Source organism: Nocardioides alcanivorans, assembly GCF_021555175.1.
Lineage (GTDB): Bacteria > Actinomycetota > Actinomycetes > Propionibacteriales > Nocardioidaceae > Nocardioides > Nocardioides alcanivorans.
Genome location: NZ_JAKGRW010000026.1, coordinates 42562 through 56153, shown reverse-complemented (window position 1 = coordinate 56153; position 13592 = coordinate 42562). Strand labels below are relative to the sequence as shown.

Genomic DNA, 13592 nt, shown 5'->3' with positions numbered 1-13592 from the left:
CGTGCAGACCACACCTGACCCGGTGCTCCCGGGCCGACTCGTCGCCCCCGAGCCGGGTTGGGTGACCCGTTCCGACGTCGTCGTGGTGGGGTCCGGCATCGCCGGACTCACCGCTGCGCTGCGCATCGATGCGGCGCTCCGTGCTCGCACGGACGACGACGGTGCCACCGTCCTGGTCGTCACCAAGGACGTGCTCAACGCCGGGTCGACCCAGTGGGCGCAGGGCGGCATCGCCGCCGCACTCGGCCCCGGCGACACCCCCGGTCAGCACGAGCACGACACCCTCGTCGCCGGCGCCGGCGCATGTGACCTCGATGCCGTGCGGGCGCTGGTCAATGAGGGACCTGCCGCCGTGCAGGAGCTCATCGCCCTCGGCACCAACTTCGACCACCACGACGGAGTGCTCTCCCTGACTCGCGAGGGCGGCCACCATCGTGACCGGATCGCCCATGCTGGCGGCGATGCCACCGGGGCCGAGATCCAGCGAGCACTGATCGCCGCCGTCGAGGCCGCCCCTCCATCGAGGTCATCCAGCACGCACTTGCGCTCGACCTGTTGCGCGCCGTCGACGGTGCGGTGGCCGGCGTGACCCTGCACGTGATCGGTGAGGGGCAGCGCGACGGTGTCGGCGCCGTGCACTGCCGGGCCCTCGTGCTCGCCAGCGGCGGCATCGGACAGATCTTCTCGGCCTCCACCAACCCGTCGGTCTCCACCGGCGACGGCATGGCCCTGGCCCTGCGCGCCGGGGCGCGGCTGCGTGACCTGGAGTTCGTGCAGTTCCACCCCACCGTGATGTATCTCGGGCCCGACTCCAGCGGCCAGCAGCCGTTGATCTCCGAGGCGGTGCGTGGGGAGGGGCCTTCCTCGTCGACTTCGACGGGGTGCGCTTCATGCAGGGGCAGCACGAGCTCGCCGACCTCGCTCCCCGCGACGTGGTCGCCAAGGCGATCACCCGTCGGATGCACGAAGCCGGCCAACCGCACATGTGGCTCGACGGCCGTCACCTCGGTGTCCCCGACGGGTCGATGGTCGACGAGTCGACCATCGACGCACGCACCGCCTTCTGGGAGCGGCGCTTCCCGACGATCCTGAGCACCTGCCGATCGCACGGTGTCGACCCGGTCGTCGACCTGATCCCTGTCGCGCCGGCCGAGCACTACGCCTCCGGCGGCGTCGCCACCGACCTGTGGGGCCGCAGCGACATTCCCGGGCTCTATGCAACCGGCGAGGTTGCCTGCTCGGGCGTGCACGGCGCCAATCGGCTGGCCTCCAACTCACTGCTCGAGGGGCTCGTCTTCTCCCGCCGCATCGCGCAGGTGCTGCCGGTCGAGCTCCGCCCCTGGAGCGACCCCGTCCCCGATCTGCGGGTGCCCGGGATCGTGCGCGACGACGTACGCCAGCAGGCGCAGGCCGTGATGACCGACCTGGTCGGCGTACTGCGCAACGAGGCGGGGCTGCGCGAGGCCCTCGGCGCGCTGGGCACGCTGCTCGACGACGGTGCCGAGGTCGGCGTGCCGGCATGGGAGACCACCAACCTCCTGCAGGTCAGCCTGGCCCTCGCCGGGGCTGCACTCGCCCGCCCGGAGACCCGCGGCTCGCACTGGCGTGAGGACCACCCCGAGCGCGACGACATCGCGTGCGCCGGGCACCACGACGTCACGCTCGTCGATCGTCGGCTCCACCGGGAGTTCCGGCGGAGCCCAGCGACCGACACCGAGTTGGAAGGGGCAACCCCGTGAGCATCGCCCGTCTCCCGTACGCCGAACTCCCGGCCGCCTTGGTCGAGGAGCTGCGAGCGTCGGGTCTCAACCCCGAGCACGTCTTCGCCGACGTGGTGCGGGCGATCGACGAGGACGTGCCGACCGAGGACGTCACCAGCGCGGCCACGATCTCCGCCGACCAGCTGGGCACCGCCGACTTCGTCAACCGTGAGGAGGGCACGGTCGCCGGTCTCGCCGTCGCCGAGCTCGTCTTCCGGTACGTCGTCGGGGCCGATGCGGTGGTGGAGCGCCCGGTCGCAGACGGTACGGCGCTGGCTCCCGGCACCACGGTGCTCACCGTCACGGGGCCGGTGCAGCAGCTGTTGGTCGCCGAGCGCACCGCCTTGAACTTCCTGTGCCACCTCTCCGGCGTCGCCACCGACACCGCTCGCTGGGTCGCCGCCCTCGCGGGCACCGGTGCCCGGGTGCGTGACACCCGCAAGACCACGCCGGGGTGGCGGTTGCTCGAGAAGTACGCCGTCCGCTGCGGTGGTGGCGTCAACCACCGGGGGTCCCTCTCCGACCAGGCGCTGATCAAGGACAACCACGTGCTGGCGGCCGGCGGGGTCGTCGCTGCCTTCCGGGCCGTGCAGGAGCGTTACGCCGATGCGCAGCCGCCCGTGCCGATCCAGGTCGAGGTCGACTCGCTCGAGCAGTTGGTCGAGGTGCTCGATGCGGGAGCCGACCAAGTGCTGCTCGACAACATGGACCCCGACCAGATGCGTGAGGCGGTCCGCCTCACTGCCGGCCGGGCGACCCTCGAGGCGTCGGGGGCCTGACCCTGGCCAACGCGGCCGACGTGGCCGCCACCGGTGTCGACTTCATCGCCGTCGGTGCGCTGACCCACTCGTTCGACGTCTTCGACGTGGGCATGGACCTGCGGCCGGTCGGGAGCTGACGCCATGACCCTCCTGGCGGTCGACATCGGCAACAGCAACACCGTGCTCGGCCTGATCGCCGACGGCGAGGTGGAGGCGCATTGGCGGGTCGCGACCGACGAGCGTCGCACGAGTGATGAATGGGCCCTGCTGGTGCGTGGAATGCTTGCCGAGCATCCGTGTGAATTGACGGGCATCGCCGTGTGCTCGACGGTGCCGGCGGTGCTGCACGAGTGGCGAGAAATGCTGGATCGGCACTTTTCCGACATTCCTTCTGTGGTGGTGGAGCCGGGAGTGCGCACCGGAATCCCGGTGCTCACCGACAATCCCCGTGAAGTCGGCGCCGATCGGATCGTCAATGCACTCGCCGCAGCAAAGGGTTTCGACGGTGCGAGCGTCGTCGTTGATTTCGGCACCGCGATCACCTTCGACGTGGTGACGGCCCAAGGTCAATATGTCGGTGGGGCGATTGCGCCGGGCATCGAGATCTCCCTCGAGGCCTTGGGGCGTCGGGGCGCCCAGTTGCGCAAGGTTGAGTTGTTGCGACCGCGTTCGGTGATCGCGAAGAACACTGTCGAAGCATTGCAATCAGGTCTGGTCTTCGGCGTCGCTGCACAGGTCGACGGTCTCGTGGCACGGATGATTGCCGAGCTGGGTGCCGACGTGGCCGACGTGAATGTGATCGCCACAGGCCATCTAGCACCACTGGTGATGGCCGAATGCACGAGCTTCACCGCACACGTGCCATGGCTGACACTGCGGGGACTCGAACTCGTCTTTGCCAGAAACTCCTGAATTGCCGAGTTTTGAGGTTTGGACGAATGTGTCTCGGTGACATGATGCTGGTGAAGCGTTTCGTCGCAACCGGCAAATGAGGAGTTCACAATGGCGCAGAAGGTCAACATCATCCTGGTCGACGACATTGACGGGAGCGACGCTGACGAGACCGTCACCTTTGCTCTCGACGGGGTCAACTACGAAATCGACCTGACCGCCGGCAATGCCGAGAAGTTGCGTGAGGCGCTGGCTCCTTACGTCGGCCACGCACGCCGGGTGAGCGGTCGTCGTACCACCGGGCGCCGGTCGGGCGGTGCCGCCGCATCGGGCCCGTCGCCCTCCGACATCCGTGACTGGGCGCGCTCCAACGGCTACGAGGTCTCCGAGCGGGGTCGGGTCTCCGCCGAGATCCGCCAGGCATACGACGCCGCCCACTGACGTAGTCGTCAGAGCCGGACGCCGTGACCGAGCACGACACCCCCATCACGACGCCCGTCGTCGGCGTGGGAGATCGGCCGATCTTCGTCGTGGGAGCACCGGGCAACGGTGCGGAGCACCTCGTGCCCGCACTGCTCGCCTCGCCCGGGGCGTGGGACGCGACCGCCGTCGTGGCGGAGGTGTCAGCGGCGGGTGGAGCGGTGTCCTCGCGCCTCGAAGCTGCCCTTGAGGAGCGGCGCTCGGGGATCGACTGGTCGCGGCTGCCGGGCGATGCGAGCCCACGCATGATCGCCGTGCTGTCCGACCCGGAGCGGGAGCTCGCCACGCTTCTGGACCTCTTCCCCGACGCGATCGTGGTGCAGGTCCACCGATCCCCCGAGGCGGTGCTCGCCGAGGCGGGCGACGCGGAGGCTGCAGCCGAGGGGTGGGCGCGGGCAGCCCGGCAGTTCCTCTCCCGAGCGGAGGCGCTCCCCGATGATCGCTGCGTCACCGTCGCGATCGAGTCGCTGCTGGCCGAGCCCGACGAGGAGTTGCAGCGGCTCTTCCGGGCGCTCGGGTTGGGCTGGTCGCGGCGTATCTCCAACGTGTGGCGGAAGAGCGCCGTCCGGTTGCTCCCGAGCAGGGATGGTGGATCGGTGGTTCTTGCTGACGCGGAGGAGCTGCAGGCGCTCGACGCGAAGGTGCGCGAGAGGGTTCCGGCGCTGCGACCGAGCCTGTTGCCGACAAGTGGCGACAGCGGTCTGACGGCGCTCGACAACGGCTTGGCCTCCCTGCTGCGACGGCTCGGCTCCTCCCTCCTGGTCTCGACCTACCAGACCGATCGCCTGATCTCCCTTCGCGCAGTTCCCGGCGGACTCGGGGTGCACCTACGGGCATTCGACCGGCCGATGGGCATGGCGGTGTTTCCCGGTGGGCTCGCCGTCGGCATCCGCTCCGAGATCCTCGAGTACCGTGACCTTCCCGAGGCGGCGTCCGGGCTCGAACCGAAGGGCCTGTACGACGCGTGCTACCTGCCACGCAACTCGCACGTCACCGGCGACATCGCCGTGCACGACCTCGGCGTCGGTCGCGACGGACTGTGGGCGGTGGCGACCCAGTTCAGCTGCCTGGCCACGCTCGACGCCCAACACAGCTTCGTGCCGCGCTGGCAACCGCCCTTCATCACGGCGTTGGCGCCGGAGGATCGATGTCACCTCAACGGCATGGCGATCGTCGACGGGCTGCCGCGTTATGCCACGGCCCTCGGCGTCTCCGACGAAGCCGGCGGCTGGCGCCCCGGCAAGGCGTCCGGCGGTGTGCTGATGAAGGTGCCGACGGGGGAGGTGCTGGTCGAGGGACTCTCGATGCCGCACTCGCCGCGTTGGCACGAGGGAAGCTCTATGTGTTGGAGTCCGGGCGCGGCCGGCTGCTCGCGGTCGACCCGGAGACCGGGGAGACGGCTGTCGTCGCGGAGCTTCCCGGCTTCACCCGCGGTCTGGGGATCCATCGCGGCTTCGCCTTCGTGGGCACCTCCCAGGTGCGGGAGACCGTCACGTTCGGTGGGCTACCGATCGCCGAACGCGGCGACCTCGAGTGCGGTGTCTGGGCGATCGAGCTGACAACCGGGCGCGTGGCCGCCTCGGTGACCTTCGAGGACCGAATCCAGGAGCTCTTCGAAGTGGCGGTGCTGGCGGGTGTGAAGCATCCGGAGGTGGCCGAGTGGGGGAGTGACCTGGCGCGCACCTCGTGGACGGTGCCGCGCCCGGAAGAACCCCGGTGACACGATCTGTTTTCGTCTTTTCCCGGTCCGGGTCGGTGGCCACTCCTATAGTGAGCCATCAGTTCATTGACTCGGGAGGATGGCCATGGGCCTTCGGCAACGCAAGCGGCTGCTCCGGCGCCGAAAGGCAGCAGCCAGCCAAGCGCGACAGGCTCGGCGCACGGCGCTGATCACCGGCGCGACGTTCGTCGGTGTGACGGGTCTGCTCAGCAGTGGCCTGACGGTCCCCGTCGCAGCTGCTGCTCCCGACAGGGGGCCGGTGGAGCTGGTCGGTGACGCCAATCCTGCCGGAAACCTCGAAGTCGGCTGGTTGGCGCAGTGGCAGGACTCGCTGCTGTTCCAGGGCGGGGCACCGGGTCAGGACGTGTTGTGGAGGACCGACCCTGACGGTACTCCGGTGCGGGTCTTCGATGAACCGCTCGTCGATGAGGCCACGATCGACGAGGTAACTCCCTTCGGAGACAAGTTCTTCTTCACGGCCGCGGCTGCCGGTGAACGCACCGAGGAGTTGTGGATCAGCGACGGCACGGTCTCAGGGACCGAGCGACTCACCTCCGCGCACGACACGATGTCGGACGACGACACGACGGGCGACCTTGCCGTGGTCAGCGGATCGTTGATCTTCTCGCGCGTCGACGAATCGGAGTCGAACTACTTCGGCGGCGAGGACATCTGGGTCTCCGACGGCACCGTGGCCGGGACCCGCAAGGCGGTCGACGTCCGGGACGGCTACTACGCCTTCCACAGCTTCGCCCCGCTCGGCGACAAGGTCGTCATGGCGATGGACTACTACGACGACAGCTCGGCGTTGTGGGTCACTGACCTCACCGACGAAGGCACCTACGAACTCGTGTCGGGCGACGGCTACTGGGGTGTCAGGCAGACCACGGTGGTCGGCGACACGCTGTACTTCAGCTCTGATGCGGAAGGCGGAAACGAGCTCTGGCGGACCGAGGGCACCAAGGAGAGCACCCGCAAGGTGATCGACCTCGAGCCTGACGCCAGCACGGGCAGCTATCCAGGAAGACTCGACGACCTGACCCCGCTCGGCGACGGTCGTCTGGTCTTCCGTACGTCGCGTCCCGCCCGGGCGTGGTGGGTGAGCGACGGCACCGAGAAGGGGACGAAGCAGCTGAAGTCCTTCCCGAAGGCGAAGGGCTCGAGCTGGTCCGCTGCCGCAGGAGCAGACGCCGCTGGTGCGCCGCTCTTCACCGTGACGATCGGGAAGACCACGCAGTTGTGGCGCACCGACGGGACCAGCGCAGGCACCAAGCGCCTGACTTCCTTCCCAAAGGGGGCAAAGGGGCTGCTCCACGAGTGGTCGCTCAGCGAGCAGCTCCCCACGGGCCAGCGGGTGTTCGCGGCCCACACGAAGTCGGATGGACGGGAGTTGTGGTCGACCGACGGGACGGCGAAGGGCACCAAACGCCTGACTGCCTTCGGCAAGGGTGACCAGGGGCCGCTGCACAACGTCAAGGGGCCCTTCGCCGACGGGCAGTTCGACGACCTCCTGGCGGCGGGCGACCGGGTCTGGTTCGCGGCGCACACGAAGTCCCACGGTGCGGAGCTGTGGTCGACGGACGGCACCCCCAAGGGGACGGGCCGGGTCAGCGACGTGAACCCCGGGAAGAAGGATTCCTCTCCGGCGCGCCTGACGTCGGCGGCCGGTCGGGTGTGGTTCCTGGCGAACGACGGCACGCACGGCCAGGAGTGGTGGCGGACCACCGTGGACTCCGTGGTCCGGGGAGCGCGGGTGAAGGCCGCTGGGAAGCAGAAGCAGCCGAAGGGCAACGTGCGCGTGAAGGTGAAGGCGAGCGCGAAGGAGCACGTCAAGCTGCGTGCGACGGGGTCGGTCATCTTCAAGGGAAAGGCGTCGCCGGTGCCGCTGAAGGTGGCAAAGGGGTCGCCGCCGGCGGTGAGAAGCGGTTGTGGAAGCTGTCGGTGAAGAAGAAGCATCGTCAGGCGGTGTCGAAGGCGGTGCAGAAGAAGGGAGCGGTGAAGGCGGTGGTGACCGTGAGTTTCCGTGACCTGGCCGGCAACCTGACCACCCGCAAGGTGAAGGTCAAGCTCACCTGACGACGTACGCCGGCTGCGTCGTGTTCGCTGAGAGCGGACCGGAGCGGCGCAGTCGGTGGGAACACGTAGGGTGGAGCCAGACGTTGACACCACGTCTGCACCTTTCCTGTGCAGAAGTGGCGACACCAGATTGCGAGGCACTCAGAGATGTTCGAGCGGTTCACAGACCGAGCCCGGCGGGTGGTCGTGCTGGCCCAAGAAGAGGCCCGCATGCTCTCGCACAACTACATCGGCACCGAGCACATCCTGCTCGGGCTGATCCACGAAGGTGAGGGCGTGGCCGCCAAGGCCCTCGAGTCCCTCGACATCTCCCTCGAGGCCGTGCGCGCACAGGTCGAGGAGATCATCGGCCAGGGCCAGCAGGCCCCGAGCGGACACATCCCCTTCACCCCCGTGCCAAGAAGGTGCTCGAGCTGTCCCTGCGCGAGGCGCTGCAGCTCGGCCACTCCTACATCGGCACCGAGCACATCCTGCTCGGCCTCATTCGTGAGGGCGAGGGCGTCGCGGCCCAGGTGCTGCAGAAGCTCGGCGCCGACCTCAACCGGGTCCGCCAGCAGGTCATCCAGCTGCTCTCCGGTTTCCAGGGCAAGGAGAGCGCCACGGCTGGTGCCCAGACCGGCGGCTCCGGCGGCGAGACGCCGTCGTCGTCGCTGGTGCTCGACCAGTTCGGTCGCAACCTCACCCAGGACGCGCGTGAGGGCAAGCTCGACCCGGTCATCGGGCGCGAGCAGGAGATCGAGCGGGTCATGCAGATCCTGTCGCGACGCACCAAGAACAACCCGGTGCTCATCGGCGAGCCCGGCGTCGGCAAGACCACCATCGTCGAGGGCCTGGCCCAGGACATCGTCAAGGGCAACGTCCCCGAGACGCTGAAGGACAAGCAGGTCTACACGCTCGACCTCGGAGCCCTGGTGGCCGGCTCCCGCTACCGCGGTGACTTCGAGGAGCGCCTCAAGAAGGTGCTCAAGGAGATCAAGACCCGCGGCGACATCGTGCTCTTCATCGACGAGATCCACACCCTCGTCGGCGCCGGCGCTGCCGAAGGCGCCATCGACGCCGCCAGCATCCTCAAGCCGATGCTGGCCCGTGGTGAGTTGCAGACGATCGGCGCCACCACGCTCGACGAATACCGCAAGCACCTGGAGAAGGACGCTGCGCTCGAGCGCCGCTTCCAGCCGATCCAGGTCGCTGAGCCGTCGATCGCGCACACCATCGAGATGCTCAAGGGTCTGCGCGACCGCTATGAGGCGCACCACCGGGTGACCATCACCGACGAGGCGCTGGTCTCGGCGGCGACCCTCGCCGACCGCTACATCTCCGACCGCTTCCTGCCCGACAAGGCCATCGACCTCATCGACGAGGCCGGCTCACGGCTGCGGATCCGCCGGATGACCGCTCCGCCGGACCTGCGCGAGTACGACGAGAAGATCGCCGAGGTGCGTCAGCGCAAGGAAGCCGCCATCGACGGCCAGGACTTCGAGGCAGCTGCTTCGCTGCGCGACGAGGAGAAGCAGCTCATCCTCAAGAAGGCCGACCGCGAGAAGCAGTGGCGCGCCGGTGACATGGACGTCGTCGCCGAGGTCGACGAGGAGCTCATCGCCGAGGTCCTCGCCGTCGCCACCGGCATCCCGATCGTGAAGCTCTCCGAGGAGGAGTCCACGCGACTGCTCAAGATGGAGGACGAGCTCCACAAGCGGGTGATCGGCCAGGAGGAGGCCGTCAAGGCTCTCTCCCGGGCCATCCGTCGCACCCGTGCCGGCCTGAAGGACCCGAAGCGTCCCGGCGGTTCGTTCATCTTCGCCGGTCCGTCCGGTGTCGGAAAGACGTGGCTGTCGAAGTCGCTCGCCGAGTTCCTCTTCGGTGACGAGGACGCGCTCATCCAGCTCGACATGAGCGAGTTCTCCGAGAAGCACACCGTGTCCCGGCTCTTCGGATCGCCTCCCGGCTACGTGGGCTACGAAGAGGGCGGCCAGCTCACCGAGAAGGTGCGCCGCAAGCCCTTCTCCGTGGTGCTCTTCGACGAGGTCGAGAAGGCCCACCCCGACATCTTCAACTCGCTGTTGCAGATCCTCGAGGAAGGCCGGCTCACCGACTCGCAGGGCCGGGTGGTCGACTTCAAGAACACCGTCATCATCATGACCACCAACCTCGGGTCGCGCGACATCGCCAAGGGCGTCAGCCTCGGCTTCAACCAGGCCGGTGACACCCAGGGGTCCTACGACCGGATGAAGAGCAAGGTGTCGGAGGAGCTCAAGCAGCACTTCCGTCCCGAGTTCCTCAACCGTGTCGACGAGATCGTGGTGTTCCCGCCGCTGTCCGAGGAGCAGATCGTCGCGATGGTCGACAACATGGTCGCCTCGGTCGAGGCCAGGATGAAGGACCGCGACATGTCGCTGGAGCTCACCCAGGCCGCCAAGGCGCTGCTCGCCAAGCGTGGCTTCGACCCGGTGCTCGGTGCCCGCCCGTTGCGGCGCACCGTGCAGCGCGAGATCGAGGACGTGTTGGCCGAGAAGATGCTCTACGGAGAGGTCGGACCTGGGCAGATCGTGCTCGTCGACGTGGTCGGCGAGGCGCCCAACCAGACCTTCAGCTTCGTCGGCCAGAAGGTCAGCCCGCTCCCCGACACCCCGCCGCTGGAAGCAGCGCTCGGGTCCGCTGAGGAGACCGGCGCCCCTGACCTGCCGAAGGCAGAGGGCGACGCCTGATCGGCTGAACCGAACAGCACGTCACGACGCCAGCCGTGGGCCCGATGGGTCCGCGGCTGGCGTCTTTCGTGTGCGCGGACCGATGGTGGAGCCCGTCGAGACCAGGCCGGGCGGGGTGCCTGGCCAGAACGTGGTCCGATGACCTCAGCCGCCACCGGACTGGGATCAGGGCAGCGCGTAGTGGTCGCCGCGTCGGACGACGAGGCCGTCATCGAGCATGCTCTGCAGCGCTCGTTCGCGCTGGACCGGTTCGTGCCACACCTGGTCGAGCCTCGCCTTGGGCACCTCACCGGGTGCGTCTCGGAGCACCGCCAGCAGGCGTCCGCGCACCTGACGGTCGGTGCCGGCGTACGTCTGCACCTTGCGGGGCGGGCCGTCGTACGCCGGTCGTCCAGCCGCCAGCCACGCGCACCGGTCGCTTACCGGGCAGATGCCGCAGGTGGGGTTGTTGGCCGTGCAGACCAGCGCGCCCAACTCCATGACCGCCACGCTCCAGGTGGCGGCCGTGGGCTCGTCGTCGGGCAGCAGGCTCGTGGCGAGATCGCGCTCGGCGCGGCGGACGGAGTTGGGCGGGAACTCGGTCGCGTCCATGACCCGGGCGAAGACGCGGCGCACGTTGGTGTCGAGCACGATGTGCCGCTGCCCGAAGGCGAAGGAGGCGATCGCGGCAGAGGTGTAGTCGCCGACGCCGGGCAGGGCCAGCAGGTCGTCGCGATCACGTGGGACCTCGCCGCCGTGCAGTTCGACGATGGCGGTCGCGGCGGCGTGCAGCCGCAAAGCCCGGCGTGGGTAGCCGAGCCGGCCCCAAGCGCGGACCGCTTCGCCTGCCTCCTCCTCGGCGAGGGCGGCTGGCGTCGGCCAGCGCTCGAGCCACGCGGCGTGGACGGGCAGGACCCGGTTGACCGGTGTCTGCTGGAGCATGAACTCGCTGACCATCACCGACCACGCGGATGCCTCGGGACGACGCCACGGCAGGTCGCGGGCGGCCTCGTCGTACCAGTCGAGCACGGGGCTGTGCAGCTCATTCATCGCGTGCATCCTAGGGCGGAGTGGCAACCCGATCCGTCGACGCCGTCTCATTACGGTGGGGGCATGAGCACGATCAGCCCTCGGGGACCTCTGCCGGCCCGGGTCTACTGGGTACGCCGCGGGGTCGTCCTCGGCGTCGTCTTCCTGTTGGTCTTCACGCTCACCCGGATCTTCAGTGGTGGCTCCGACGGCGACGACAAGGCGACGGCTCGCCAGGCCTCGGGGAAGACCTCGGAACAGGTGCAGCCGACCGACGACGCCTCGACGGATGAGCCGAAGAAGAAAAAGAAGAAGCAGCAGAAGCCGGTGCTCGCCGCGCCCGACGGGCCGTGTGACCCCGCCGAGGTGTCGATCGGTGCGACGCTCAAGAGCACGCCTGCCGGCGCCGACGTGATCGAGATCCCGCTTGAACTCACCACCGACCGGGCGGCCTGCACCTTCGTGGTCTCCCAGCGCACTGTGGCGCTCAAGATCACCTCGGGAGACGACCTGATCTGGTCGAGCCAGCACTGCGGGAAGGCGCTGGGCAGCCACGACGTCATCGTCCGTCGTGCGGAACCGGCCGTCGTCACGATCGGTTGGCAGGAGGGACGCCGTTCGTCGGAGGGCTGCGTGCTGGGTGGCTGGGCGATGCCCGGCGGCTATCACGCCATCTCCGCAACCTTCGGCGGCGAGCCGACCGACCAGTACTTCGAACTGACCGCTGCCAAGCCCGAGGTCATCACCAAGACCCGCAAGCCGAAGAAGACGAAGAAGGAGAAGGCCGCCGAGAAGAGGGCCGCCGAGAAGAAGGCCAAGCAGAAGAAGAAGGCCCAGGAGCAGGCCGAGAAGAAGAAGAGGAACCAGCCCTCGGACGACGCGAGCACCCCCACCGAGGAACGTGCCTCCGGCAACGGTGCCCAGGAGCCCTGACCCCGAAAATCATGGATCGTCCCTAACAGATTTGTAGATTTCTGGCCGAAAACTACAAATCTGTTAGGGACGATCCATGTCGGACACTCAGACGTAGCGCTCGAGGATCGTGGACTCGGCGAGGCGGGAGAGGCCCTCGCGGACGCTGCGAGCTCGGAGCTCGCCGACGCCGTCGACTGCCTGCAGATCATCGATGCCGGCGGAGAGCAGCTTCTGCAGGGTGCCGAAGTGCTCGACCAGGCCGTCGACCACGGAGGCGGGGAGTCGGGGGACCTTGGCGAGGAGGCGGTAGCCACGCGGGGCGACGGCGCCGTCGAGGTGTTCGCTGGTGCCTAGACCGAGGGCCCGGGCAACGGACGCCGGGTCGACCAGGTCGGTGGCATTGAGCGACTCGATGCGCTGGACGAGTTCCTCGGGACTCTTCTTGCGACGGCCGCTGGGAAGGTAGTCACGGATCACGAGCTCGCGCTCACCGTCGACGCCGGTCACGAGCTCCTCCAGCTGCAGCGACAGCAGCCGACCGTCGGAGCCGAGCTCGAGCACGTAGTCCTCGATCTCGCGGGCGATGCGCACCACCATCTCGAGACGCTGGGCAACGACGACCACGTCGCGCACCGTGACCAGGTCTTCGACCTCAAGGGCCGAGAGGGTGCTCGATACCTCGTCGAGGCGGGTCTTGTAGCGCTCCAAGGTGGCCAGGGCCTGGTTGGCGCGCGACAGGATCTGGCCGGAGTCCTCGAGCACGTGGCGGGTGTTGCCGACGTAGGCCGCGATGATCTGCATCGACTGCGACACCGAGATGACGGGGAACCCGGTCTGCTTGGCCACGCGGTCGGCCGTGCGGTGCCGGGTGCCGGTCTCCTCGGAGGGGATCGTGTGGTCGGGCATCAGGTGGACGGCGGCCCGGTGGATCTTGGTGACGTCGGCGTCGACGATGATCCCGCCATCCATCTTGGCGAGCTCGCGCAGGCCCGTGGCGGTGAAGGGTACGTCGAGGGTGAAGCCGCCCGTCGAGATCGACTCGACGGTCTTGTCGGTGCCGAGCACGATCAGGGCACCGGTGCGGCCTCGCAGGATGCGCTCCAACCCGTCACGCAGCGGTGTGCCCGGGGCGATGGACGAGAGTGTTGCCCGCAGCCGGAGATTTTCGTCCGCCTGTTCGATGTTGGCCACGCCGTCCCCGTTCAGTGCATGTCTGTGAGTCGCCTCAGTGTACGCAGCACACGCGTGCGCCGTCGCTTGAGATTCGCCTCGGCGC

The 13592-nt window shown here is 68.5% G+C and carries 8 protein-coding genes and 4 pseudogenes; 10 read left to right on the top strand and 2 right to left on the bottom strand.

Annotated features, from left to right (window positions below; genetic code table 11):
• Position 1 precedes the first annotated feature (1 nt).
• The 9 genes and pseudogenes from L1066_RS28705 to L1066_RS14135 form a co-directional block, all read left to right on the top strand.
• A pseudogene (locus L1066_RS28705) lies at positions 2 to 1220 on the top strand (FAD-dependent oxidoreductase); the annotation flags it as partial.
• A gap of 195 nt (positions 1221 to 1415) precedes the next feature.
• A complete protein-coding gene (locus L1066_RS28700) occupies positions 1416 to 1739 on the top strand; it encodes a hypothetical protein (RefSeq protein ID WP_376707682.1) in 324 nt (107 codons plus the stop codon).
• A pseudogene (gene nadC, locus L1066_RS14170) lies at positions 1637 to 2658 on the top strand (carboxylating nicotinate-nucleotide diphosphorylase). The gene L1066_RS28700 and the pseudogene nadC overlap by 103 nt, the downstream one beginning before the upstream one ends.
• A 4-nt stretch (positions 2659 to 2662) precedes the next feature.
• The gene (locus L1066_RS14160; RefSeq protein WP_235736934.1) at positions 2663 to 3433 is read left to right on the top strand and encodes a type III pantothenate kinase; all 771 of its coding nucleotides are present in this window, start codon (positions 2663 to 2665) and stop codon (positions 3431 to 3433) included.
• Between the two features lie 90 nt (positions 3434 to 3523).
• Positions 3524 to 3853, top strand: coding sequence for a histone-like nucleoid-structuring protein Lsr2 (locus L1066_RS14155; RefSeq protein ID WP_235736933.1), 330 nt, complete (start codon positions 3524 to 3526; stop codon positions 3851 to 3853).
• Between the two features lie 284 nt (positions 3854 to 4137).
• Positions 4138 to 5612 (top strand): annotated as a pseudogene (locus L1066_RS14150) (TIGR03032 family protein).
• Between the two features lie 79 nt (positions 5613 to 5691).
• On the top strand, positions 5692 to 7557 hold the full coding sequence (locus tag L1066_RS14140; RefSeq protein ID WP_235736931.1) for a hypothetical protein: 1866 nt from the start codon (positions 5692 to 5694) through the stop codon (positions 7555 to 7557).
• Positions 7554 to 7688: a hypothetical protein gene (locus tag L1066_RS26805; RefSeq protein WP_283095432.1), complete on the top strand. Its 135-nt coding sequence runs from the start codon at positions 7554 to 7556 to the stop codon at positions 7686 to 7688. Before L1066_RS14140 ends, L1066_RS26805 begins: the two co-directional genes overlap by 4 nt.
• Positions 7689 to 7835: 147 nt before the next feature.
• Positions 7836 to 10393 (top strand): annotated as a pseudogene (locus L1066_RS14135) (ATP-dependent Clp protease ATP-binding subunit).
• A 165-nt stretch (positions 10394 to 10558) separates the two neighbouring features.
• On the opposite strand, the gene L1066_RS14130 reads toward L1066_RS14135, so the two are convergent.
• Complete coding sequence (locus tag L1066_RS14130) at positions 10559 to 11422, bottom strand: HhH-GPD family protein (RefSeq protein WP_235736930.1); 864 nt, start codon at positions 11420 to 11422, stop codon at positions 10559 to 10561.
• 63 nt (positions 11423 to 11485) lie between these two features.
• Here L1066_RS14130 and L1066_RS14125 point away from each other — a divergent pair, with 63 nt between their 5' ends.
• Positions 11486 to 12334 (top strand): hypothetical protein, encoded by an 849-nt coding sequence (locus L1066_RS14125; RefSeq protein WP_235736929.1) that lies wholly within the window; start codon positions 11486 to 11488, stop codon positions 12332 to 12334.
• 87 nt (positions 12335 to 12421) lie between these two features.
• On the opposite strand, the gene disA is transcribed toward L1066_RS14125, so the two are convergent.
• Complete coding sequence (disA, locus tag L1066_RS14120) at positions 12422 to 13507, bottom strand: DNA integrity scanning diadenylate cyclase DisA (protein ID WP_235736928.1); 1086 nt, start codon at positions 13505 to 13507, stop codon at positions 12422 to 12424.
• Positions 13508 to 13592 lie beyond the last annotated feature (85 nt).

Coding starts and splice junctions, on each gene's coding strand:
- L1066_RS28700 (WP_376707682.1), top strand. CDS start 1,416: ATGACCGACCTGGTCGGCGTACTGCGCAACGAGGCGGGGCTGCGCGAG.
- L1066_RS14160 (WP_235736934.1), top strand. CDS start 2,663: ATGACCCTCCTGGCGGTCGACATCGGCAACAGCAACACCGTGCTCGGC.
- L1066_RS14155 (WP_235736933.1), top strand. CDS start 3,524: ATGGCGCAGAAGGTCAACATCATCCTGGTCGACGACATTGACGGGAGC.
- L1066_RS14140 (WP_235736931.1), top strand. CDS start 5,692: ATGGCCATGGGCCTTCGGCAACGCAAGCGGCTGCTCCGGCGCCGAAAG.
- L1066_RS14130 (WP_235736930.1), bottom strand. CDS start 11,422: ATGAATGAGCTGCACAGCCCCGTGCTCGACTGGTACGACGAGGCCGCC.
- L1066_RS14125 (WP_235736929.1), top strand. CDS start 11,486: ATGAGCACGATCAGCCCTCGGGGACCTCTGCCGGCCCGGGTCTACTGG.